We start from the raw sequence: 22,465 nt of genomic DNA on the forward strand, positions 1-22,465 counted from the left end.
TGCAGATGTCGCAATCCACACCGAGCCAGAAGGCCCTCACTCATTTCAAGATCACCCGGCCGTGAGCCCTGTCACCAACCTCCGTGGTCAGTACAGCTAGCGCTTGCGGGCGGAGAGCGCCGTCGCGGCCGTGGAGGCCGCCGCGACCACGCCGGTCACCGCGAACACGGACGGCCAGGCGCCGATCTTCTTCGCCAGCGGGTGCGAGCCGCCGAAGGCCGCCACGTACAGGCCGGTCAGCGCCGCCGCGGTGCCCGTGCCCGAGCTCCGGCGCCACTGCGCGGCCGCCCCGGCGCCGGCCACCGCCAGCACCGCGCCGCCCAGTTCGCGCCGGCCGCTCCAGCGGGCGACGCCGTAACCGCCGACCAGACCGCTCGCCGCGGTCAGCGCGGCGGGCGCGGCGGCCGCGATCACGTTCGGGACCTTCGCCATCGTCGACTCCACTCGTAGGGGGGCTGTGTCGGCTTCCGACCCTAACCCGGTGAACGGGCGGGGCCGTCGGGGCCTCCCGGAACGCCTGGACCCGGAGCGCCCGGTCTACCGGAACGCCTCGGCGGGCGTCTGCCCCGGCACCGTGGCGGCCAGCCGGCGGGCGGCCTCCACCGGGTCGAGCACCCGCTCCAGCCGCAGGTCGCCCGGAACCTCCTGGATGAACCGCCCGGCCGACCAGCTGCGCTCGTACGGCAGCGGCTCCAGCACCAGGGTGCGCACGCCGTCCACCACCGGGATATCGCCCGGCGTCCCCTCGTTCCAGATCCAGGAGCCGTCCGGCGCGACCAGGTTGAAGGCACCGGTGGCGATCACCCGGCGGCCGTCCAGGAACGCCGTCCGGGCCAACGCCACCACCTCCCGCTCCTGCGGGGTGCCGGGCAGGTGGCCGCCGCCGATCAGCACGTCGGCGAGCAGGGTGTGCAGCTGGAAGGTGTCGCTCAGGCCGCTCATCCGCAGCAGGTAGCCGGTGCCGGTGGGGCGGTCGAGCACCAGCAGCGGCTCGTCGTCCAGCATCAGCGCCAGGTGGACCAGGCCCTTGAAGTCGTGCTGCTCGCCCTGGTAGCGGTCGAACAGCTCCAGGAGCACCTCGGTCACGCCCGAGGCGCGGGCCTCGGCCCGGACCTCCGCGTGCGCGTACACCGCCCAGGCCGCCTGCTGCCACAGGTGCAGCGTCCACCAGGCGACCACGGCCAGGTGCGCGTGCCACTCGTCCAGGTGCGCCGGGTCGGCGATCCGCTCGTGCGCCTCGGCCGGATCGTCCTCCTCCGCGCTGGGCAGCGGGCCGCCGCCGGTGGAGACCCAGCGCCGGACCAGCAGCTGCGCGCCGGTCAGCGCCCCGCGCAGACCGGCCAGCACCGGGCCGGAGCAGGCCACCGGGTCGGCGCCGTGCTCCACGCAGGCGCCCACCACCATGGCCAGGTGTGCGCGGGGGAAGGACGGGGCGTCCGGCAGCAGCGCGGCCAGCCGGGGACCGGCCGCCACCCGCTCCGCCGGGTCGGCCGCGCCGAACAGCCCGCCGACCAGGCCGAGGGCGGGCCCGAACCGCTCGTCGTCCCCGGCCGCGACCACGGCCTCCAGGGCGGCCACGGCTTCGGAGAAGGTGGGCTGTTGACGGTGCGACGGTATCTGCTCGGTGGACATTCGCCGCAGCATAGGGGGCGGGGCCGGTCCGGCGGAAACTCCTCCGCGCCCCCGGCTCAGAGCCCTCGGCCGGCGGCCCGCAGGGTGGCCCGTACGGCGGTGCGGGACGGCCTGTCGGTGCCCGGTGGCAGACTGCGGTCGTGACAGACTCCGCGATCACCGACGGCAGCTACCTCGTCCGCAACGTCGGCAGCGGCCTGCTGCTGCGGGTCGCCGACGGCTCCCGGCGCAGCGGCGCCCGGATCGTCCTCGGCGCGGACGACGGCAGCGACGCCCGGCTCTGGCGGCTCACCGCCGTCCACCCGGGCGGCGCGCTGTTCCACATCGAGAACGTCGGCAGCGGGAAGCGCCTGGACGTCGCCGGCGCCTCGACGGAGGACGGCGTCCGGATCCAGCAGTGGTCGGCCAACGCCTTCGGCGCCCAGGAGTGGCTGCTGGAGGCCCACGTCGACGCCCCGGGCACCTACACGGTGACCAGCTTCATCAGCGGCAAGCCCCTGACGGCGGGCGACACCCCGGAGGCCGACGTCCACCAGCGGGAGGACGCCGACACCCCGGCGCAGTGGTGGCGCTTCGAGCGCCGGGAGGGCTGACGGCCGGTCAGTCCGAGAGCTTGGCGCGGACGGCGTCGAGTTCGGCGTCCGTCGTGCCGTGGTGGCGGAGGTAGTCGGGGACGCTGCCGTGCTGGTCGTGGATCCAGGCCAGCGAGGAGGCGAGGTGCCCGGCGTCGACCGGGCGGGAGATCCGCTCGGTGCCGGTCTCGTCGACGTACGGGGTGGGGCCCTTGTCGAGGCCGAGGCCGACGTTGGAGCGCAGGAAGTCGGTGGTGATCTCGGCCTCGGAGGCGCCCAGCAGGGACTGGAGGACGGCGATGGTGAGGCCGGTGCGGTCCTTGCCGACGGCGCAGTGGACGACGGCGGCCAGTGAGTCCGGCGCGGCGAGGCGGCGGACCACGGCGGCCAGCGAGGGGCCGGCCGTCTCGGCCATGAAGGGGTAGAGGGCCGTCTGGTCCTCGGGCCAGGGCCGGTCGACGTCCTTGCGGTCGGCGGGCAGGGTCGGCAGGTTGAGGGACTCGTGGTCGAGGCCGTGCCGCTGGTCCGGCCAGGTCTGCAGCTCGAACGCGCTGCGCAGGTCGAACACCGTCCGCAGGCCGAGCGCCTTGAGCCGCCGGGCGCCCTCCTCGGTGAGGGTGTGGAAGGACCCGGAGCGGTACAGCACGCCCCGGCGGAGGGCGCCGATCCCGCCCGCGTCACGGAAGTTGCGCACACCGGGGATGTCGATGAAGGCGTCGGTCATGGCCACCACCGTACGGGCGGGGGCGGACGGGCGGAAGGAAACCGGAGGGGGCCGCTCGGTGGCGGGACGACGCTGGCCGAAACCGGCCCCCTCCGGTACGGAACCGGGCTGTTCAGCGCCCGCCCGAGACCTCCAGGAACGCCCCCGTGGTGTACGAGGCCGCCGGGGAGAGCAGGAAGAGGACCGCCTCGGCGACCTCCTCCGGCTGCCCGCCGCGGCGCATCGGCAGGTTGGGCGCGACCCGGTCGACCCGGCCGGGCTCGCCGCCGAGCGCGTGGATGCCGGTGTGGATCAGCCCCGGTCGCACCGTGTTGACCCGGATGCCCTCGGCGGCGACCTCCAGGGCCAGGCCGCGGGTCATCGAGTCCACCGCGCCCTTGGCGGCCGCGTAGTCGACGTACTCGTTCGGCGAGCCGATCCGGGAGGCCGCCGAGCCGACGTTGACGATGGCGCCGCCGCGCCCGCCGTGCCGGGTGGACATCCGGCGGACGGCCTGGGCCGCGCAGAGGAACGGGCCGGTGATGTTGGCGGCCCAGATCCGGTTCAGCCGGTCCTCGTCGATCTCCTCCAGCCGGCACTGCTTCTCCAGCGTGCCGGCGTTGTTCACCAGCCCGGTGAGCGGGCCGAGTTCGGCGTCCACGGTGGTGAACAGCCGCTCCACCTCGGCGGTGCGGCTGACATCGGCGCGGACCGCGAGGGCGGTGCCGCCGTCGGCCCGGATCTTCTCCACGACGGCGGCCGCGTTGGCCTCGTCCGTACGGTAGTTGACGCAGACCCGGTAGCCGCGGCGGGCGGCCAGCAGGGCGGTGGCGGCACCGATGCCGCGGCTGGCGCCGGTGACGATCAGGACCTCATCGGTCAGGGTGGTCGACATGGCCCGTACGCTACCCGGCGGCCCGGCCGGGGACACCCGCCGCGGCCGCCCGCGGGGCCGCGATCCTCGGGGCCCGGCTCTTCGGCGGCCGGGCCGGCGCCGGAGCGGAATTCGCTCGCCCGGCGCGGCCCGCTCCGGCGAGGATGCCCGGACGAGGATGCGGTGCCCGCCCGTCCGTACGAGAGGAGTCCGCCGATGTCCGCCGTTCCCGTTGCTCCCGCCCTTCCGTCCGTCCCCGGCACGGTGCTGCTCTCGGGCATCGTCGGCTCCACCGCGTACGGCTTCGCCCACGCCGGCTCCGACCTCGACCGGCTGGGCCTGTTCGCCACCCCCACCGAGGAGTTGCACGGCCTGCACCGCCCGGCCGAGTCCCAGGTGACCACCGCGCCGGACCTCACCCTGCACGAGGCCGCCAAGTGGTGCCGGCTGGCGCTGAACTGCAACCCGACCGCCTCCGAGCTGGTCTGGCTGCCGGACGGGCTCTACGAGGTCCGCACCCCGCTCGGCGACGAACTGGTCGGCCTGCGCACGGCCTTCCTCAGCGCACCGGCCGTACGGAAGGCCTACCTCGGCTACGCCGACCAGCAGTTCCGCAAGCTGCTGACCCGCGACACCACCGACCCGGCCACCCGCCGCCGGGCCGCCAAGCACGCCCGGCACCTGGTCCGGCTGGTCGAGCAGGCCGTCCGCCTGCACGAGACCGGCCGCAACCTGATCCGGCTGCCCGACCCCGAACGCATCCGCGAACTGGGCGAACGCATCGCCGACCACCCCACCCTCGCGGAGGGCCTGCTGGCCGGCGCCGCCGACCGCCTCGCCGGCCCCGGCGTGCTGCCCGCCGCGCCCGACCCGCGCCCCGTCGAGGCCTGGCTCCGCCGGGTCCGCGCCGCCCACTACACACCGCCTCAAGACCCGCTCCACAACCCCGGCACGCCCGCGCAATCCACTGGCGGAGCCCTGGGCCCCACCGGGTAGGATCGCCGTGGTCCTCCCACCCGGAACCCCGGGTGTTCCAGGGCCGCGGGGCGCTAGCTCAATTGGCAGAGCTGCGGACTTTTAATCCGTAGGTTCAGGGTTCGAGCCCCTGGCGCCCCACCGCACCGAGGCCGGATCGGGATGTTCTCCGATCCGGCCTCCGTCGTTCCCGGGCGCGGGCGTTCCGCCGCCCGGAGCCGCGCACCGGCACGGGCCGTGGCCGGTCCTGGCGGAAGCCGCCCGGGCCTGCCCCGCGTGCCCAACTCCGGTGCGTGTGAGGGCGTTGGGGTGCCTACGCCTGGGGTGGGCCGATCCGCTGTCGTCCGTGGCCGGTTCGCGCCCCGCGGTCGGTGCCGATCGCGTGGCGCCCCCACCTGCCGTGCCGGTGGCTGGAATTCGGTGTGGACGGGGACCGGTGGAGTGGCATGGGTCACGTCGTAATCGGGCGTTTTCGACTGTTCTGCGGTGGTGTTGCCCGTCGGTCGGCGGGGTTGTCCGAGGGCCGAGGGTCGGTGATCGTGTCGGGCCTAAATATGATCGGAAGCCACGATCGTCGGTTAGTGGTGACGGTCGTATGTGCAACCTGGGAACGGTTCGGGCCGTCTCTCTGTGTGCGGTGCGCCGGATCGTCAGGGGCGTCGCTTCCGTCGGTGAAAGGTACGCGCATGTCAGGTCGGAGGGGCGAGAGCCCGGCTCGGGGCGAGGACATGCCCACGACGGAAGGTGCGGAGAGCCCAGTGCCCGGTCCGCGCAGCGGTGGCCGGGCGGAGGCCCGCCGTGCCGCGCAGGGCAAGGGTGGCGGTTCGGCCACCGCGGGTGCCGCGGCCGCCGCGGGCGGCGGCCGGGCCGCGGCGCGCAAGAGCGCCAAGCCCAAGAAGAACGTGAAGAAGATCGTCGCCTGGTCGACGGCGGGCGTGCTGGTGGTCATCGCCGGTGTCGGCGGCGCGATCTACCTCAAGCTGAACGCCAACATCAAGTCCTTCGACGCCGACGCCATAGCCCGCAACCGCCCCCCGGAGGCGAAGGCCGACGCGGACGGCAACAGGCCGGTCAACGTGCTGCTGATCGGCTCGGACAGCCGCGGCAAGAACAACTCCGACCTCGGCGGCGGCGCCGACGACGGCGGCGCCCGCTCGGACACCACGATCCTGCTGCACGTCTACGCCGACCACAAGCACGCCGTCGGCATCTCGATACCGCGCAACGCCAAGGTCGAGCTGCCGTCCTGCAAGCTGCCCAACGGCAAGTGGACCAAGGGCGGCAACACCGACCTGTTCAACGCCGCGTTCTCGATGGGCGGCAGCGACGACGGCAACCCGGCCTGCACCCAGAACACGGTGGAGAAGCTCACCGGAATCCGCGTCGACCACACCCTGGTCGTCGACTTCAACGGCTTCGCCGCGATGACCAAGGCCGTGAACGGCGTGGACATCTGCCTGCCGAAGCCGATCTACGAGGGGGACATCAACCCCAACCTGAAGAGGAAGGGCGACCTCGTCCTCCCGCAGGGCAAGCAGACCGTCGAGGGCCAGCAGGCGCTCGACTACGTCCGGCTGCGGCACGGCATCGGCGACGGCTCGGACATCGGCCGGATGAAGCGCCAGCAGGCCTTCCTCGGCTCGCTCGCCACCAAGATCAAGAAGGAGGGGATGAACCCCACCACCCTCCTGCCGCTGGCCGACGCCGCGACCAAGTCGCTGGTCGTCGACCCGGGCCTGGACTCGGCCGACAAGCTTGCCTCCTTCGGCCTGTCGCTGAAGAACATCGACATGCACGACCTGAAGTTCGTGACGGCACCCTGGCGCTTCCGCACCCAGGACAAGGACCTCGACCTGGTCCAGCCGGACGCCAACAAGCTCTGGGAGACCCTCAAGGCCGACCAGACCATCGACGGCCAGAACGCCACCGGCCAGCAGCCGGACGCCCCGGCGGACGGCACCGGCCCGGCTCCGCAGCAGCCCGCCGCGCCCACCACCCCGGCCGCCCCGGCCGCGGACACGTCCAACTCGGCGATCAGGGTGGCGGTCTACAACGGGACGATGACCAACGGCCTGGCCGGCAAGGCGACCGAACTGCTGAAGGGTGCCAAGTTCACCGCCAGCACGGCGGGCCAGGCCGCGAGCACCAAGTACAAGACCACCACGATCGAGTACGGCACCGGGCAGAAGGCGAACGCCGAGAAGGTCGCCGCGCTGTTCCCCGGCGCCAGCCTGGAGTCCAGCACCGCCCGGGGCATCTCGGTGATCACCGGCCAGGACTTCGCGGCCGCGATGGGGATGTCGACCGGTGCCCCCGCCGGCGGCGGCGCGACGGCCGCCACTCCGGGCGTCCCGGCGCCCCCGCAGCCGCTGCCGACCACCATCACCAACGACGCCCGCTCGGCGGACGACGACATCTGCGCGAACACCAGTTACGGCAGCGGCGGCTGACCGCACCGGAACGACCGCACCCACCGGAACGACGGGGACGACCCCCGGGCCGGCGCCCTCCGGGGCGCGCGGGCCCGGGGGTCGTGCCATGGTGGGCGTAAGGGAGTCCGGCGGCCACCGAAAGGCGGACCCATGCCCGAGATCGCCCTCCAGCTCGACATCGCCGCGCCCCGGGACGTGGTGCTCGCCGCACTCACCACGCACGACGGGCTGACCGCCTGGTGGACCACCGGCGTGGACCGGGACGGCGACGTCCTGCTGTTCGACTTCCCCGACGTCCCCGAGCCGTTCCGGCTGCGGGTGGAGCGGGCCGACCGGGACCGGGTGGTGTGGACCAACGCCGGGTCCTTCCCACCGCACTGGGCCGGCACCTGGATCAGCTGGGAACTGTCCGACCAGCCCGTCGCCCCCGACGAGCCCACCGCCTCCGAGCCCGGCCGGCCCGCCGCGCCCGGGCGCACCCGGCTGCTGTTCCGGCACGGCGGCTGGCAGCCGGGCAGCGAGGACGGCGTCCCGGCGGTGGCCGGCACCTGGGCCGAACTGCTGGTCCGGCTCAAGGACTACGCGCAGAGCGGCAAGGTGCAGCCGTACTTCGTCACCGGGCACCACCACGACGCCCCGTGAGCAGCCCGGGGAGGAGCTCGGGGAACAGCCCCGGTGAACAGCCCGTGAGCACCCCGCCCGAGCCCCGTGACGGTCCGGCCGCCGGTCGCCCGCCAGGGCGCCGTCCGGTGGCGGGATCGCGACGGCGGACCGAAGGTGGCGGTGTACCGCCGTCGTCCCGGCCGGGCCGTACCCCCACCGGGCCCGGCCGGGACGAGGGCCCGACCGCTCCGACCGTCCCGACCACCACAGCCGGCCACCACCGCCTCCGGGAGGCCCAGCAATGCCCGTAGTCACCGATCCGTACAAGCCCGGCACCCCGTGCTGGGTCGACCTGATGGCGAGCGACCAGCAGGCCGCGCTCGACTTCTACCGCGACCTGTTCGGCTGGCAGGGCGAGGTCGGCCCGGCCGAGTTCGGCGGCTACGCCGTGTGCATGCTCAACGGCCGGCCGGTCGCCGGGATCATGGCGCAGGCGGCGCCCGAGGGGCAGCCGACGCCGCCCGTCGCCTGGACCACCTACCTCGCCTCGGACGACGCCGACGCGGCCCGGGCGTCCATCACCGAGGCCGGCGGCACGGTCCTCTACGACCCGATGGACGTCGGCACGATCGGCCGGATGCTGGTCGCCGCCGACCCGACCGGCGCGGTGTTCGGGGTCTGGCAGGCGATGGACTTCATCGGCGCGGGCGTGGTCAACGAGCCCGGCGCACTGGTCTGGAACGAGCTCAACACCGCCGACACCGGCGCGGCCGGCCGCTTCTACCAGCCGGCCCTCGGGCTGCGCCCGGCCACCATCCAGGGCATGGACGGCTACTTCTCGCTCAACGTCGCCGACCGCACGGTGGGCGGCATGCAGGCGATCCCCGGCTACCTGGCGGCCGGGACGCCCTCGCACTGGATGACCTACTTCTCGGTGGACGGCGCCGACTCCACGGTGGACGCCCTGGTCAAGGCGGGCGGCTCGGTGATCCAGCCGGCCTTCGACATGCAGTCCGGCCGGATGGCGGTGGTCCAGGACCCGCAGGGCGCGGTCTTCGCGGTCATCGAGGCGCCCGAGGCGCAGATGCCCGACTCGCCGTAACGCCGCCCCGGCGCCGTCCCTGCCCAGCCCGGGCCCGGACGGGCAACCGGAAGCCGCCCTTCCCGCGACGCGCCGCCGGGAAATGGGCGGCTTCCCCCCGTTCCCGGGTAAGACTGCACCCATGCTGGGGCTACCGGACGACATCCGTGCTTTCCTCTTCGACCTCGACGGGGTGCTCACCCAGACCGCGAAGGTGCACGCCGCGGCCTGGAAGGACACCTTCGACGCCTTCCTGCGCGCCGAAGCCGCCCGCACCGGCGGCCAGTTCGTCCCCTTCGACGCCGTCACCGACTACGACACCTACGTGGACGGCCGCCCGCGCCTGGACGGCACCCGCGCGTTCCTGCGCAGCCGGGGCGTCGACCTGCCCGAGGGCACCCCGGACGATCCGCCCAACTCCCCCACGGTGCAAGGGATCAGCCGGGCCAAGAACGACACCGTGCTGCGGCTGATCCGGGAGCAGGGCGTCCAGGCGTACCAGGGCTCGGTCGACTACGTGCACCGGCTGCGCGCGGCCGGGCTGCCCAGCGCCGTGGTCTCCTCCAGCGCCAACTGCCGGGACGTGCTGCGGGCGGCCGGCATTGAGGAACTGTTCGAGGTGATCGTGGACGGCAACACCGCCAAGGCCGAGGGACTGCCCGGCAAGCCCGCCCCCGACACCTACCTGTACGCCGCCCGCGCCCTCGGCGTCGAACCCGCCCACGCCGCGGTCTTCGAGGACGCGCTCGCCGGGGTCGCCTCCGGCCGGGCCGGCGGCTTCGGCGCGGTGGTCGGGGTGGACCGCACCGGCCAGGCCGCCGAACTGCGCCGGGACGGCGCCACCGTGGTCGTCCAGGACCTCTCCGAGCTCCTGGGGGAGGGGAAGGCATGACTCCCGGGGACAAGAACTTCGCGATCGACCCCTGGCAGATCACCGAACAGGGCCTGGACCTGGCCTCGATGGCCCGCGCCGAGTCGGTCTTCGCGCTCTCCAACGGCCACATCGGCCTGCGCGCCAACCTGGACGAGGGCGAGCCGCACGGCCTGCCCGGCACCTACCTCAACGGCGTCTTCGAGCTGCGCCCGCTGCCGTACGGCGAGGGCGGCTACGGCTACCCGGAGTCCAGCCAGAGCGTCATCAACGTGACCAACGGCAAGATCATCCGGCTGCTGGTGGACGACGAGCCCTTCGACCTGCGCTACGGCGAACTCGTCAGCCACAAGCGCTGGTTGGACGTCCGCGAGGGCCTGCTGCACCGCGAGGCGGAGTGGACCTCCCCGGCCGGGCGGACGATCAGGGTGCGCTCCTCCCGACTGGTCTCGCTCACCCAGCGGGCCGTCGCCGCCGTCGAGTACAGCGTCGAGGCGGTGGACGGCCCGGTGCGGATCGTGCTCCAGTCCGAGCTGGTCGCCAACGAGCAGCTGCCCGGCGGCCCCGAGGGCGACCCGCGGGCCGCCGCCGTGCTGGAGGCGCCGCTGCAGCCCGAGGCGCACCACGCCAGCGGGACCAAGGCCATCCTGGTGCACCGCACCCGGTACAGCGGCATCCGGGTCGCGGCCGGGATGGACCACATCATCGAGGGGCCGGAGAAGTCCGACACCGTCGCCGAGGCCGACGCCGACCAGTGCCGGATCAGCGTCACCACCGTGCTCAAGGCCGGACAGCGGCTGCGGCTGACCAAGTTCATGGCCTACGGCTGGTCCGGCACCCGCTCGCTGCCCGCCGTCCGGGACCAGGTGGAGGCCGCGCTGACCGCCGCCCGGTACACCGGCTGGGACGGGCTGATCGCCGAACAGGCCGAATTCCTCCAGGAGTTCTGGGAGACCAGCGACATCGAGATCGAGGGCGACGTCGAACTCCAGCAGGCCGTCCGGTTCGCCGTCTTCCACGTCCTGCAGGCCGGCGCCCGCAGCGAGGAGCGGGCCATCCCCGCCAAGGGGCTGACCGGGCCCGGCTACGACGGGCACAGCTTCTGGGACACCGAGACCTTCGTCCTGCCGGTGCTCACCTACTGCCTGCCCGCCGCCGTCAACCAGGCCCTGCGCTGGCGGCACACCACCCTGCCGCTGGCCCGCGAGCGGGCGGTCCAACTCGGCCTGTCCGGCGCGGTGTTCCCGTGGCGGACGATCCGCGGCGAGGAGTGCTCCGGGTACTGGCCGGCCGGCACCGCGGCCTTCCACATCGGCGCCGACATCGCCGCCGCCGTCGCCCGCTACGTCCGGGCCACCGGCGACGCGGAGTTCGAGCGCGAGTACGGGCTCGAACTGCTCGTCGAGACCGCCCGGATGTGGCGCTCGCTCGGCCACCACGACGTGGCCGGGAGGTTCCGCATCGAGGGCGTCACCGGCCCCGACGAGTACAGCGCCGTCGCGGACAACAACGTCTTCACCAACCTGATGGCGCAGACCAACCTGCGCGCCGCCGCCGAGGCCGCCGTCCGCAACCCGCACGAGGCCGCGCTGCTCGGCGTGGACACCGAGGAGACCGCCGCCTGGCGCGACGCGGCCGCCGCGATGTACATCCCGTACGACGAGGACCTCGGCGTGCACCCGCAGGCCGACGGCTTCACCCACCACCAGGTCTGGGACTTCGAGCACACCCCGCCGGAGAACTACCCGCTGCTGCTGCACTACCCGTACTTCGACCTGTACCGGAAGCAGGTGGTCAAGCAGGCCGACCTGGTGCTCGCCATGCAGGTCCGCGGCGACGCCTTCACCGACGAGCAGAAGGTCCGCAACTTCGCCTACTACGAGCGGCTGACCGTCCGGGACTCCTCGCTCTCCGCCTGCACCCAGGCGGTGATCGCCGCCGAGGTCGGCCAGCTCGACCTCGCCTACGACTACACGGCCGAGGCCGCGCTGATGGACCTGCACGACCTCGGCGGCAACACCCGCGACGGCCTGCACATGGCCTCGCTCGCCGGGGCCTGCATCGCCCTGGTGGCCGGCTTCGGCGGGCTGCGCGACCACGGCGAGGCGCTCTCGTTCCGGCCCCGGCTGCCGTCCGGGCTGATGCGGCTGAGCTTCTCGCTGCTGGTGCGCGGGCACCTGCTCGGCGTCGAGATCACCCACGAGCGGACGACGTACACGCTGCGCCGCGGCGAGGTCCTCCACGTCCGGCACGACGGCGAGGCGGTGCAGGTCAAGTCCGGTGCCCCGGTCACCCTGCCGACCACCGCCCCGCCCGCCCAGGAGCGGGTCGCCCAGCCCCCGGGCCGCGAACCCGGCCGCCGCAAGCCCCAGGCCGGCCTCGCGGCGGGCAAGCTCGGCCAGCAGGACCACCTGGCGGCCGAGTAGCAGCCCGCACCCCTCACCCGTTCGCCCCGCCCCGGCTGCGCCGCCCCCGGCCGCCCCGGAGAGTGCTGGTGTCCCGTGGAGCCGCCCCAGCGAAGGAGTCGCCGCCGTGCCGAGCGTGGCCGAACAGATGGTGGAGGTGCTCCGGCAGGCCGGGGTGGAGCGGGTCTACGGCGTCGTCGGGGACAGCCTCAACCCCGTCGTGGACGCCATCCGGCGGGCCGACGGCATCAGCTGGGTGCACGTGCGCAACGAGGAGGCCGGCGCCTTCGCGGCCGCCGCCGAGGCCGAACTCTCCGGCCGGCTCGCGGTCTGCGCCGGCTCCTGCGGCCCCGGCAACACCCACCTCGTCCAGGGGCTGTACGACGCCCAGCGCAGCGGCCTGCCCGTGCTCGCGCTCGCCTCGCACATCCCGTCCGGGCAGATCGGCACCGGCTTCTTCCAGGAGACCCACCCCGAGCGGGTGTTCACCGACTGCAGCACCTGGTGCGAGATGCTCTCGACCCCCGCCCAGCTGCCCCGCCTGCTGCGGGTCGCCGTCCAGCACGCGCTCGGCTCGCACGGCGTCTCGGTGCTCGCCTTCCCCGGGGACGTCGCCGCGCTCTCCGCCGCCGCCCCCACCGGCACCAGCCACTTCCTCACCGAGCAGGCCGTCGCCGCCCCGCCCTGGTCCCAGGTGCAGGAACTGGCCCGGCTGCTCAACGCCGCCCGCAAGGTGGTGCTGTTCTGCGGCGCCGGGGTGCGCGGGGCGCACGCCGAGGTGATGGCCGCCGCGCAGGCCCTGAACGCGCCGATCGGCCACTCCCTGCGCGGCAAGGAGTGGATCCAGTTCGACAACCCGTACGACGTGGGCATGAGCGGCCTGCTCGGCTACGGGGCCTGCCACGAGGCGCTGCACTCCGCCGACCTGGTGGTGCTGCTCGGCACCGACTTCCCGTACGACTCCTTCCTGCCGCAGGCGCACACCGTCCAGGTCGACCACGACGCCACCCGGCTCGGCCGCCGCACCGCCCTCGAACTCGCCGTCCACGGCGACGTGGCCGCCACCCTGCGGGCCGTGCTGCCGCTGCTCGACGCCAAGCGCGACCGCGCCTTCCTGGACGGGATGCTGCGCAAGCACTGCCGGTCGCTGGAGGACGTGATCGGCGCGTACACCCGGGACATCGAGAAGCACCTGCCGATCCACCCCGAGTACGTCGCCTCGGTGCTCGACGAGGTGGCCGCCGAGGACGCCGTGTTCACCGTGGACACCGGCATGAACAACGTCTGGGCCGCCCGCTACCTCCAGCCCAACGGCCGCCGCCGGGTGATCGGCTCCTTCCTGCACGGCTCGATGGCCAACGCCCTCCCGCACGCGATCGGCGCCCAACTCGCCTGCCCCGGGCGGCAGGTGGTCGCGATGGCGGGCGACGGCGGGATCGGCATGCTGCTCGGCGAGCTGCTCACGGTGGCCAAGCACCGGCTGCCGGTGAAGACGGTGGTCTTCAACAACGGCGCGCTCGGCATGATCAAGCTGGAGATGCTGGTCTCCGGCTACCCGGAGTTCGAGATCGACAACGGGGACGTGGACTACGCCGGGATCGCCCGGGCGATGGGCATCCAGGCCAAGCGGGTGACCGAGCCGGCCCGGGTCCGGGAGGTGCTGGTCGAGGCGCTGGAGCGGCCGGGCCCGGCCCTCGTGGACGTGGTCACCGACCCCAACGCGCTGTCCATCCCGCCGCACATCACCGCCGCCCAGCTGAAGGGCTTCGCGCTGGCGGCGGGCAGGACGGTGCTCTCGGGCGGCGTCGGACGCATGGTCGACCTGGCCCGGAGCAACCTGCGGAACATCCCGCGGCCGTGAGCGGGGCCGGTCGGGGCGCCTGTCAGGAGGCCTGTCGGAGAGGTCTTGCCTCTGAGGCAAAATTCTTGCCCGTGCGGCACGGCGGGTGTCCACTGGACACATGACCAGCAGCTCCACCGGCGCCGCCGCAGCAGGCGAACAGCTCGACGACCAGGAGGTCGCCGGCCTCGCCGCCCGTCTCCGTGAGCACCGGCTCAGCAGCCGTCTCACGCTGGAGGTGGCCGCCGGGCGGGTCGGGCTCTCCCCAGCCTATCTGTCCCGACTGGAAACCGGCCGCCGGCAGCCCTCGCTGCCCGTCCTGCTCGGCCTCGCCCGCGCGTACGGGACCTCGGTCTCCGGCCTGCTCGGCGAGACCCTCGCCGAGCCGGACCCGATCGTCCGCGGCGGCGCCATCGAACCCGGCCGGGCCGGTGGCTGGGGCTACCGCCGGGCCGGCGCCCCCGGCCGCGCGATGCAGGCCCTGCGGGTGCACGTCCCGCCGGGCGTGCAGGACACGGTGGTCCGGGTCCACCCGGGCGAGGAGTGGCTGTACGTCCTGAAGGGCGCGCTCCGCGTCACCCTCGGCGACCGCGTCCACCACCTCGCGGTGGGCGACTCCGCCCACTACGACTCGCTCACCCCGCACTGCATCGCCGCAGAGTCGGACAGCGGCGTCGAACTGCTCTTCGTCCACACCCTGCTGCAGAGCCCCGGCGGCGAACTCTGCCTCGGCGGCGGCCCCGCCGCCGTTCACTGACCTGCCGTCAGAACACCCCGGAGGAGATCACCATGGCCGATCCCACCACCACCGTCACCCCGGCCGCCGACGCCGAGAACCCGGCCGCCGGTGCCGACACTCCGGCCGGCCCGAAGACCATGGACGCCGGCAAGTGGGCCAACAAGCGGGTCTACCACCGCCTGGTGCTCTACACCGTCGGCTGCCACCTCTTCGCCGGGTTCATCATCCTCCTGTTCCAACTCGGCAGCCGGAACAAGTAGTTCACACCCCGAACCGTCCGCCCGCCCCCACCCCCGAGGGGGCGGGCGGACCGCCGTTCCCGCACCGGCCCGGCCCACCTGCCTTCTCCCCTTCCCGCTCAGGCCCCGCGCAGCAGTTCGCAGAGGGCCTGGACCGCCGCCGGGAAGGCGTGGTCCGGTGAGGTGGCGTAGCCGATGACCAGGGCGGTCGGGGCCTCGGCGGGGGACGGGGTGGTGCGGTGCCAGGCGAGGCCGTGGAGGGCGAGGCCGGCCTGCTGGGCGCGGGCGAGGAGTTCGGGTTCGGGGGTGGAGCCGGGCGGCAGCCGGATGACGACGTGCAGGCCGGCCGCGATGCCGGTGACCCGGACGTGCGGGGCGTGTTCGGCGAGCGCCGCGACCAGGTGGTCGCGCCGGCGCCGGTAGTGCAGCCGGCAGCGCCGTACGTGGCGGTCGTACGTGCCGGAGGTGATCAGTTCGGCGAGCGTCAGCTGGTCCAGCACCGGGGACATCGTGTCGGCCAGCGCCTTCAGCCGGGCGACCGGCTCGACCAGCGCGTCCGGCAGGGCCAGCCAGGCCAGCCGCAGGCCCGGCGCGAGGCTCTTGGCGGCCGTCCCGGCGTACACCACCCGTTCCGGGTCCAGCGCCTGCATCGCGCCGAGCGGCTGCCGGTCGTAGCGGAACTCGCCGTCGTAGTCGTCCTCGATGACGTACCGGTCCTGCTCCCGCGCCCACCGCACCGCCTCCGCCCGCCGGTCGGCGGAGAGTGCCGCGCCGGTGGGGAACTGGTGGGCGGGGGTGAGGAGGACGGCGCCGGCCCGGGGGTCGAGCCGGTCGACCAGGGCGCCGTCCGCGTCCAGCGGCACCGGGGCGGTGGCGAGTCCGGCGGCCCGGGCGACCGCGTGCTGCGGCGGCAGCCCGTACTCCTCGACGGCCAGCGTGCGGGCGCCGCGTTCCCGCAGGGCGGCGCAGAGCAGGCCGAGGCCCTGGGTGACGCCGGTGCAGACGAGCAGGTGGTCGGGGTCGGTGCGCACGCCGCGGACCCGGGCCAGGTAGTGGGTGAGCGCCTGCCGCAGGTCGCCCGCGAGCGGGCTGCCGTAGTCGAGGGCCTCGTGCGGCGCGGTGGCGAGGGCGCGGCGGGCGGCGGCCAGCCAGACGGTGCGGGGGAAGAGCGAGAGGTCGGGCCGTCCGGACATCAGGTCGTACCGGGCGGTCTGCCGCGCCCGTACCGCCCGGGGGGCCGGCCGCCGGCCCTGGACCGGTTCCGGGACCGTCCGCCGGGCGACGGTGGTGCCGGAGCCCTGCCGGGAGCTGAGCCAGCCCTCGGCGGTGAGCTGGCCGTACGCCTCGACCACGGTGTTGCGGGCGATCCCGAGGTCCTCGCCGAGGGCCCGGGAGGACGGCAGCCGGGTGCCGGGGGTGAGCCGCCCGTCCTGGACGGCCTCGCGCAGCGCGTCCTCCAGGGCGGCCCGCAGTCCGGCGCCGGCGGCCCGGCGCTCGGTGAGGTCCAGGTGCAGGTCGCCGCCGAAGGTGGTCCAGGAGGTGGTCCGGGAGGTGCTCACGGCCTCCATTCTCGCCTGTCGCCAGGGGGCGCGGGCGGGGTCGCCGGGTGGCGCCGGCGGGCTCCTCCCCATCGTGTCCTCCCGGTCGGTTAGCGTCCGTCACTGGACCGACGGATCCCGACCCGAGGATGTGACAGGGTGAGCGAGGAGAACCTCCCGGCCGAGCCGGCTGAAGCAGTCGAACCGGCCGAACCGACCGAACTGACCGAACTGGCCCGGCGTTTCGAGGCGGAGCGCCCCCAGCTGCGGGCGGTGGCCTACCGGATGCTCGGGTCGCTCGCCGAGGCCGAGGACGCCGTGCAGGAGGCCTGGCTGAAGCTGGGCCGCAGCGATGTGGGCGGGGTGCGCAACCTCGGGGCGTGGCTCACCACCGTGGTCGGCCGGGTCTGCCTGGACCAGTTGCGTTCCCGCGCCTCCCGCCGGGAGGATCCGCTGCCCGAGCAGGAGGGCCGGGTGCGGCTGCCGGACCCGGTGGTCGGCGGGCTGTCGGCGCTGGACCCGGTGCACGAGGTGCTGGTCGCGGACTCGGTCGGGATCGCGCTGATGGTGGTCCTGGAGACGCTCTCCCCGGCGGAGCGGGTGGCCTTCGTGCTGCACGACATGTTCGAGGTGCCCTTCGACGGGATCGCCGAGGTGCTCGGCCGGACCTCCGCCTCCACCCGGCAGTTGGCCAGCCGCGCCCGCCGCCGGGTCCAGGGCGCGACCCCGGCCGCGGACTCCGACGACGCCCGCAAGCGCGAGGTGGTGGAGGCCTTCCTGCGGGCCGCCCGGGGCGGGGACTTCGACGCTCTGCTGACGGTGCTCGACCCGGACGTGGTGGCCCGGTCGGACGGCGGCACGCTGGTGCCGAGCGTGCTGCGCCGCGGTGCGGCGGACGTCGCCTCGCAGGCGATCGCCTTCGCCCGGTTCGCCGCCGACGGGCGGCTGGTGCTGGTCAACGGCTCGCCCGGGGTGGTGTCCTTCGCCGGGGGCCGTCCGCTGTCGGTCATGTCGTTCACCGTGCACGGGGGCCGGATCACCGGGCTGGACATCCTCACCGACCCGACCCGGCTGGCCGCCCTGGGCCTCACCACCGGCTGACCCGGAACCGCCGGGGGCGCCCGGGCGCGGGCGGGGCGCCCCCACCGTTCCTCCACGTGGTGTTTCCCGTCGCTTTCCGGGCCGCCGTCACACTCGCGCGCTACGGTGCCGCCCATGGCGAACTTTGTGCTGGTGGCGGGCGCCTGGCTCGGCGCCTGGGCGTGGGACGAGGTCGTGGCGGAGCTGCGCGCGGCCGGGCACGGGGCGTACCCGCTGACGCTCTCCGGGCTCGCGGAGAAGCGCGGCGCGCCCGCCGGGCAGCAGGCGCACGTGGCGGACGTCGTCGCGGAGGTGGAGCGGCTGGACCTGCGCGAGGTGGTGCTGGTCGGGCACAGCTACTCGGGCATCCCGGTGGGCCAGGCCGCCGAGCGGATCGGCGGGCGGCTGGCCGGGCTGGTCCTGGTGGACGCCAACGTGCCGGTGGCGGGGGAGTCCTTCGCCGACCAGCTGCCGGAGCCGGCCGCGCTGCGGGCCGACCTGGCCGCGCACGGGGGCTGGTGGCCGCCGCTGCCGCCGGCCGAGTTCGCCGAGCAGGGGCTGACGGTCGGGCAGATCGCCCGGATCGCCGCGGGGGCGACCCCGCACCCTGGCCCCTCGCTGACCGAACCGGCCTTCCTGGAGGGCCCGTTGAGCGGGCTCCCGGCGGTGTACGTGAAGTGCCTGATGGACTGGCCGGAGCCGCCGCCGGTGGTCGCCGGGCTGGTCGCGGACGGCCACTGGCGGCTGGTGGAGCTGGACACCGGGCACTGGCCGATGTTCTCCCGGCCGGCCGACCTCGCCGGGATCCTGGGCGAGGCGGCCCGTACGGCGAAGAGCGGTGGCCGGACGGCCCGGAGCGGCGGCCGGACGGCTCAGAGCGACAGGTAGACCGCGCTGCCGACGCCGGCCAGGAAGCAGTACAGCGCGAACGGCGTCAGGCTGCGGGTCTCGAAGTACCGGGTGAGGAACCGCACCGAGACGTAGCCGGCCACGAAGGCCGCGAGGCTGCCCGCGAGGACGGGGCCGAGCACGCCGGAGTTCTCCGGCCTGAACAGCTCGGGCACCTTGAGCACCGAGGCGGCCAGGATGACCGGGGTGGCGAGCAGGAAGGAGAACCGGGCGGCGTCCTCGTGGTGCAGTCCGCGCAGGATGCCAGCGCTCATGGTGACGCCGGAGCGGCTGATGCCCGGGAACAGCGCGAGGATCTGCGCGGCGCCGATCCAGGCGCCCTGCCCGTAGCCGAGCCTGGTCAGCCGGTGGTCGGAAGCGATCGCCGGGTCCAGGCCCGGCTCGTCGGCGGCGTGTCCGGCGGAGTGTCCGGCCCGGCGGCGGCCGGTGCCGCCGCGCTTGAGCCGCTCGGCGCCGAGCAGCACGAGCCCGTTGAGGGCGAGGAAGACCGCGGCCGGGACGGGCTTGCCGAGCGCGTTGCGCAGGGCCTTCTCCAGCGCGAGGCCGGCCACGCCGACCGGGATGGTGGACAGCACGAGCAGCCAGGCGAGCCTCTCGTTGCGGGTCTCCACCCGGCGGTGCCGGATCGAGCCGAACAGCCCCTCGACCACCCGGACCCAGTCCTTGCGGAAGTAGACCACCAGGGCGAGCGCGGTGGCCAGGTGCAGGGCGACCAGGGCGGCGAGGTACGAGGAGCCCTCGGCGGTCATGTCGAGGTCCTGCTGGATCCGCCCGCCGACCAGGGCGGGCAGCAGGATGCTGTGGCCGAGGCTGGAGACCGGGAAGAGTTCCGTCACGCCCTGGAGCAGGCCGACGCCTATCGCTTCCGGGTAGGTCAGGGTCGACATCGCGCACCTTCGCTCGGGGGTCGGTGGCCGGCCGGGTCGGGGGCCCTCGCGAAGCTACTACGCGCATGTAGACGTTCGGCAGCCCCGCCGTCGGAAGTTCACCGACCGTACGGCTGCGGGACACCGGGGGCGAGGTGCCCGATCAGCGCCGCCGCCACGGAGGCCAGGACGGTGGCGGACGGGACGGCCCGGTGCGCCGCGTCGCCGAGCAGGACGACGGCGGTCACCGCGGCCGGCATGCCGGCCAGCGGCAGGGCGACGGTCAGGACGGCGAGCAGGCGGCGGGGGCGGCGCGGGGGGTCCGGGCGGGTCACGGCGGTCTCCTTCGGGCTCGACCCGGGCCACGATGCCGCCTCCCGCAGCGTCAGGTGCAAGCCCTTTTCCCGGCGCCAGCCGCCGCCGCCCGCCGCGAGCCGCGGGTCAGCCCGTCGCCACCCGCCGCCACCCCGGCCCGTCCGCGGCCACCGGCGCGGCCGCGAAGTCGTAGCGCAGCAGGTCCGGCCCGAGCGCGAGCAGCGAGATCGACGAGGAGCCCCAGATCCGCCCGTCGCCGAAGTCGCGCCGCTGGATCAGCGCGGCGTCCGCGTCCGGCGCCAGCCCGTCCCCGGCGACGATCGGCAGCCATCCGCCCCAGGCCGCGGCGGCCGGCCCGTCGGCGGTCGGTTCGGGCCGGGGTTCGGCGGTGAGGCGGGACCGGAAGTGGGCGGCCCGCGCGGCCATCAGGTCGCGGATCCGCTCGGAGGTGGTCCGGTCGGCCGCCCGGCCCTCCAGCCCGTCGTTGAGCACCACGCTCAGGCCGGACGGCAGTTCGCGCTCCTCCAGCCGTCCGCCGCTCCAGCTGGACACCCGGGCCCCGTCGGCCCGGACCAGGACGAGGTGGAACGGGTCGTACGGGGTGAGGTCGAGGTGGCCGATGCCGCCCTCCCGGACGGCGGTGAGCGGCAGCCGGCCGCGGGTGCGCCGGGCCTCGGCGGGGGCGAGCGGGCCGAAGCCGTTCAGCAGGCAGGCGGCGGTGCGCCGGGCCGGGTCGACGGCCAGCCAGGTGCCGCCGGCCGCGAGGTCCAGTCCGCCGAGCAGGTCGGGCCGGTCCGGCCAGTGGTGGTCCGGCGGCAGCCAGGCGCGGCCCAGGTACTCGTCCCGGACGGACAGCAGCAGCACCGGCACGGCCGCTTCCGGCTCGATGCTGACGAACGCCGTGCACACGACCGGGCCCCCTGACCTCGTCCTGTCGGAGACCTCCTGGCGGTGATCTCCTGCCGGCGATCCTCGCACGGTCGTTCGCACGCCGGAAGTGGCCCAAGGAACGCGCGGCCGAACGCACCAGGACGGCAGGCCACCCCGCTCCTAGGCTGGCGACCATGACGACGAACGAGACCACGCGCGCGACCACGGACGGGACGGCCGGTACGGACGGCGCCCCGGTGCCCGCCCCCGAGCAGCGCCTGCTGATGCACAAGCTCGCCCCCGCCTACTACCAGGCGATGGTCGCCGTGGACCGGGCCTCCCGGGAGGGCGTCGACCCGGTCATCGCCGAGCTGGTCAAGGTGCACGCCTCGATGATCAACGGCTGCGCCTTCTGCATCGACATGCACTCCACCGACGCCCGCAAGCACGGCGAGCAGGACCACCGCCTGGTCTCCCTCCCGGCCTGGCGCGAGACCCCGTGGTTCACCGCCCGCGAGCGCGCCGCCCTGGCCCTCACCGAGTCGGTCACCCTGCTGACCCAGGGGCACGTGCCGGACGCCGTGTACGCGGAGGCCGCCGCGCGGTTCGACGAGACCGAGCTGGCCCAGCTGATCGCGCTGATCGCCACCATCAACGCCTGGAACCGGATCGGCGTGTCCACCCGCATGAGCCCGGCCGCCCGGTGAGCGCCGCGGACCCCGCCGTCCGGCGGGAGCGGGCCCGGCTGCTGCGGGAGCTGCACCGCCCGGGCGAGCCGCTGGTGCTGGCGAACGCCTGGGACGTGCCGAGCGCCCGGCTGGTGGCCGCCGCCGGGGCGCGGGCGGTGGCGACGGCCAGCGCGAGCGTGTCCTGGTCGCTCGGCAGCGCGGACGGCGGCGGCGCCGACCCCGGGCAGGTGCTGGCCCGGACCGCCCAGGTGGTCCGCGCGGTCGACCTGCCGGTCACCGCGGACCTGGAGGGCGGCTACGCGGACACCGCCGCCGGGGTCGGGGAGACGGTCGCCGCGCTGCTCGCCACCGGTGCCGTCGGGGTGAACCTGGAGGACGAGGGGCGCCCCCCGGCGGAGGCCGCCGACCGGATCGCGGCCGCCCGGGCCGCGGCGGACGCGGCCGGCGTGCCGCTCTTCGTCAACGCCCGGACGGACGTGTTCCTGCGCGGGATCGGCGCCCCGGAGGGCCGGCTGGACGACGCGGTGCACCGGCTGCGGGCGTACGTCGAGGCGGGCGCGGACGGGGTGTTCGTCCCCGGGGTGTCCGACCCGGAGACCATCGCCGCCCTGGTCGAGGCCGTCCCGGCGCCGCTGAACGTGCTGGCCGGCCCCGGCTCCCCGGCGGTCGCCGAGCTGGCGAAGCTCGGCGTGGCCCGGATCAGCCTGGGCCCGGGCCTGGCCGAGGTGGCGTACGCGGCGGTCCGCCGGGCCGCCGAGGAGGTGTACGGGAGCGGCACGTTCACCGCGCTCGCGGAGGGGCTGGGCTACCCGGAGCTCAACCGGCTGTCCGCGCTCTGAACCCGGCGGCCTGAGCGCCGCGGGTCGAGCGGTCGTCGTGCGTCGGGTGGCGTGGGCGGCCGGCCGTTCGGGGGTCGGCCGGCCGCCCGCGCTCCGGTGGCGGAGCGCCGGGTCAGTTCAGGATCTGCCCGCTGAGCCCCGGGTGGGCCATCTGGTTGGTCCCGATCGCCTCGATCTCGTTGGCGGGCTTGCCGAGCAGCGGGAGCTTGCCCACGGTCCGCAGGGCGAGGTCGCCGGGGGAGACTTCGAGGCCGTCGGTGAGCCCGCCGGTGGCGTCCGGCGAGGAGGCGGTCTGGGAGGTGGCGGAGGCCGCCGGGACGGCGAGGGCGAGGCCCGCCATGGTGAGGGCGGCCAGGGTGGCGAGTTTCTTCATGCCCTGCCGAACGACCCGGA

The 22,465-nt window shown here is 74.7% G+C and carries 22 protein-coding genes, 1 tRNA gene and 1 pseudogene; 15 read left to right on the forward strand and 9 right to left on the reverse strand.

Going from position 1 to position 22,465, the window contains the following annotated elements; translation table 11 throughout:
* Nucleotides 1-96: 96 nt before the first annotated feature.
* Both ACWDD9_RS38440 and ACWDD9_RS38445 read right to left on the reverse strand, forming a co-directional pair.
* Entirely contained in the window at nucleotides 97-432 is a 336-nt protein-coding gene (locus ACWDD9_RS38440) for a hypothetical protein (protein WP_074002063.1), read from the reverse strand.
* Nucleotides 433-537: 105 nt separating this feature from the next.
* Nucleotides 538-1,632, reverse strand: a complete 1,095-nt coding sequence (locus ACWDD9_RS38445) for a hypothetical protein (protein ID WP_449814168.1) — start codon at nucleotides 1,630-1,632, stop codon at nucleotides 538-540.
* 134 nt (nucleotides 1,633-1,766) lie between these two features.
* On the opposite strand from ACWDD9_RS38445, the pseudogene ACWDD9_RS38450 reads away from it, so the two are divergent.
* Nucleotides 1,767-2,225, forward strand: a pseudogene (locus ACWDD9_RS38450) (RICIN domain-containing protein); the annotation flags it as partial.
* Nucleotides 2,226-2,232: 7 nt separating this feature from the next.
* On the opposite strand, the gene ACWDD9_RS38455 reads toward ACWDD9_RS38450, so the two are convergent.
* Complete coding sequence (locus ACWDD9_RS38455) at nucleotides 2,233-2,928, reverse strand: tyrosine-protein phosphatase (protein WP_449814169.1); 696 nt, start codon at nucleotides 2,926-2,928, stop codon at nucleotides 2,233-2,235.
* A gap of 112 nt (nucleotides 2,929-3,040) precedes the next feature.
* Nucleotides 3,041-3,802, reverse strand: coding sequence for an SDR family oxidoreductase (locus ACWDD9_RS38460; RefSeq protein ID WP_449814170.1), 762 nt, complete (start codon nucleotides 3,800-3,802; stop codon nucleotides 3,041-3,043).
* A 195-nt stretch (nucleotides 3,803-3,997) separates the two neighbouring features.
* On the opposite strand from ACWDD9_RS38460, the gene ACWDD9_RS38465 reads away from it, so the two are divergent.
* The 10 genes from ACWDD9_RS38465 to ACWDD9_RS38510 all read left to right on the forward strand — a co-directional run bounded on the left by ACWDD9_RS38465 (nucleotide 3,998) and on the right by ACWDD9_RS38510 (nucleotide 14,987).
* Nucleotides 3,998-4,777: a nucleotidyltransferase domain-containing protein gene (locus tag ACWDD9_RS38465; protein ID WP_449814171.1), complete on the forward strand. Its 780-nt coding sequence runs from the start codon at nucleotides 3,998-4,000 to the stop codon at nucleotides 4,775-4,777.
* 47 nt (nucleotides 4,778-4,824) lie between these two features.
* Nucleotides 4,825-4,897 (forward strand) — tRNA-Lys (locus tag ACWDD9_RS38470).
* Between the two features lie 587 nt (nucleotides 4,898-5,484).
* Nucleotides 5,485-7,206, forward strand: a complete 1,722-nt coding sequence (locus tag ACWDD9_RS38475) for an LCP family protein (protein ID WP_117488958.1) — start codon at nucleotides 5,485-5,487, stop codon at nucleotides 7,204-7,206.
* A 132-nt stretch (nucleotides 7,207-7,338) separates the two neighbouring features.
* Nucleotides 7,339-7,830 (forward strand): SRPBCC family protein, encoded by a 492-nt coding sequence (locus tag ACWDD9_RS38480; RefSeq protein ID WP_375876774.1) that lies wholly within the window; start codon nucleotides 7,339-7,341, stop codon nucleotides 7,828-7,830.
* Between the two features lie 262 nt (nucleotides 7,831-8,092).
* The gene (locus tag ACWDD9_RS38485) at nucleotides 8,093-8,893 is read left to right on the forward strand and encodes a VOC family protein (protein WP_049651767.1); all 801 of its coding nucleotides are present in this window, start codon (nucleotides 8,093-8,095) and stop codon (nucleotides 8,891-8,893) included.
* A 121-nt stretch (nucleotides 8,894-9,014) separates the two neighbouring features.
* Nucleotides 9,015-9,764 carry an HAD family hydrolase gene (locus ACWDD9_RS38490; protein ID WP_449814172.1) on the forward strand — a complete coding sequence of 250 codons (750 nt, stop codon included), beginning with the start codon at nucleotides 9,015-9,017 and terminating at the stop codon, nucleotides 9,762-9,764.
* The gene (locus ACWDD9_RS38495; RefSeq protein WP_449814173.1) at nucleotides 9,761-12,169 is read left to right on the forward strand and encodes a glycoside hydrolase family 65 protein; all 2,409 of its coding nucleotides are present in this window, start codon (nucleotides 9,761-9,763) and stop codon (nucleotides 12,167-12,169) included. The genes ACWDD9_RS38490 and ACWDD9_RS38495 overlap by 4 nt, the downstream gene beginning before the upstream one ends.
* Before the next feature lie 127 nt (nucleotides 12,170-12,296).
* Nucleotides 12,297-14,009 carry a pyruvate dehydrogenase gene (locus tag ACWDD9_RS38500; RefSeq protein ID WP_049651777.1) on the forward strand — a complete coding sequence of 571 codons (1,713 nt, stop codon included), beginning with the start codon at nucleotides 12,297-12,299 and terminating at the stop codon, nucleotides 14,007-14,009.
* 100 nt (nucleotides 14,010-14,109) lie between these two features.
* Nucleotides 14,110-14,745 (forward strand): helix-turn-helix domain-containing protein, encoded by a 636-nt coding sequence (locus ACWDD9_RS38505; RefSeq protein ID WP_049651770.1) that lies wholly within the window; start codon nucleotides 14,110-14,112, stop codon nucleotides 14,743-14,745.
* A gap of 32 nt (nucleotides 14,746-14,777) precedes the next feature.
* Nucleotides 14,778-14,987, forward strand: coding sequence for a DUF6126 family protein (locus ACWDD9_RS38510; protein ID WP_049651771.1), 210 nt, complete (start codon nucleotides 14,778-14,780; stop codon nucleotides 14,985-14,987).
* 98 nt (nucleotides 14,988-15,085) lie between these two features.
* Here the strand turns inward: ACWDD9_RS38510 and pdxR are convergent, their stop codons facing one another.
* Nucleotides 15,086-16,525, reverse strand: a complete 1,440-nt coding sequence (gene pdxR, locus ACWDD9_RS38515; protein WP_449814174.1) for a MocR-like pyridoxine biosynthesis transcription factor PdxR — start codon at nucleotides 16,523-16,525, stop codon at nucleotides 15,086-15,088.
* 201 nt (nucleotides 16,526-16,726) lie between these two features.
* Between pdxR and ACWDD9_RS38520 the strand changes: the two genes are divergently transcribed.
* Complete coding sequence (locus tag ACWDD9_RS38520) at nucleotides 16,727-17,605, forward strand: sigma-70 family RNA polymerase sigma factor (protein WP_049651778.1); 879 nt, start codon at nucleotides 16,727-16,729, stop codon at nucleotides 17,603-17,605.
* A 114-nt stretch (nucleotides 17,606-17,719) separates the two neighbouring features.
* On the forward strand, nucleotides 17,720-18,472 hold the full coding sequence (locus tag ACWDD9_RS38525; RefSeq protein WP_380739966.1) for an alpha/beta fold hydrolase: 753 nt from the start codon (nucleotides 17,720-17,722) through the stop codon (nucleotides 18,470-18,472).
* On the opposite strand, the gene ACWDD9_RS38530 is transcribed toward ACWDD9_RS38525, so the two are convergent.
* The 3 genes from ACWDD9_RS38530 to ACWDD9_RS38540 form a co-directional block, all read right to left on the reverse strand.
* Nucleotides 18,457-19,380, reverse strand: coding sequence for an undecaprenyl-diphosphate phosphatase (locus tag ACWDD9_RS38530; protein WP_449814175.1), 924 nt, complete (start codon nucleotides 19,378-19,380; stop codon nucleotides 18,457-18,459). The genes ACWDD9_RS38525 and ACWDD9_RS38530 overlap by 16 nt on opposite strands.
* A gap of 98 nt (nucleotides 19,381-19,478) precedes the next feature.
* Nucleotides 19,479-19,694, reverse strand: a complete 216-nt coding sequence (locus ACWDD9_RS38535; protein ID WP_074002072.1) for a hypothetical protein — start codon at nucleotides 19,692-19,694, stop codon at nucleotides 19,479-19,481.
* A gap of 106 nt (nucleotides 19,695-19,800) precedes the next feature.
* A complete protein-coding gene (locus ACWDD9_RS38540) occupies nucleotides 19,801-20,583 on the reverse strand; it encodes an NRDE family protein (RefSeq protein WP_380739962.1) in 783 nt (260 codons plus the stop codon).
* A gap of 155 nt (nucleotides 20,584-20,738) precedes the next feature.
* On the opposite strand from ACWDD9_RS38540, the gene ACWDD9_RS38545 reads away from it, so the two are divergent.
* Nucleotides 20,739-21,251: a carboxymuconolactone decarboxylase family protein gene (locus ACWDD9_RS38545; RefSeq protein ID WP_449814176.1), complete on the forward strand. Its 513-nt coding sequence runs from the start codon at nucleotides 20,739-20,741 to the stop codon at nucleotides 21,249-21,251.
* Nucleotides 21,248-22,072, forward strand: coding sequence for an isocitrate lyase/PEP mutase family protein (locus tag ACWDD9_RS38550; protein ID WP_449814177.1), 825 nt, complete (start codon nucleotides 21,248-21,250; stop codon nucleotides 22,070-22,072). Before ACWDD9_RS38545 ends, ACWDD9_RS38550 begins: the two co-directional genes overlap by 4 nt.
* Nucleotides 22,073-22,184: 112 nt before the next feature.
* Here the strand turns inward: ACWDD9_RS38550 and ACWDD9_RS38555 are convergent, their stop codons facing one another.
* Nucleotides 22,185-22,445, reverse strand: coding sequence for a hypothetical protein (locus ACWDD9_RS38555; RefSeq protein WP_049653159.1), 261 nt, complete (start codon nucleotides 22,443-22,445; stop codon nucleotides 22,185-22,187).
* Nucleotides 22,446-22,465 lie beyond the last annotated feature (20 nt).

This window comes from Kitasatospora sp. NPDC001119 (genome assembly GCF_053598475.1).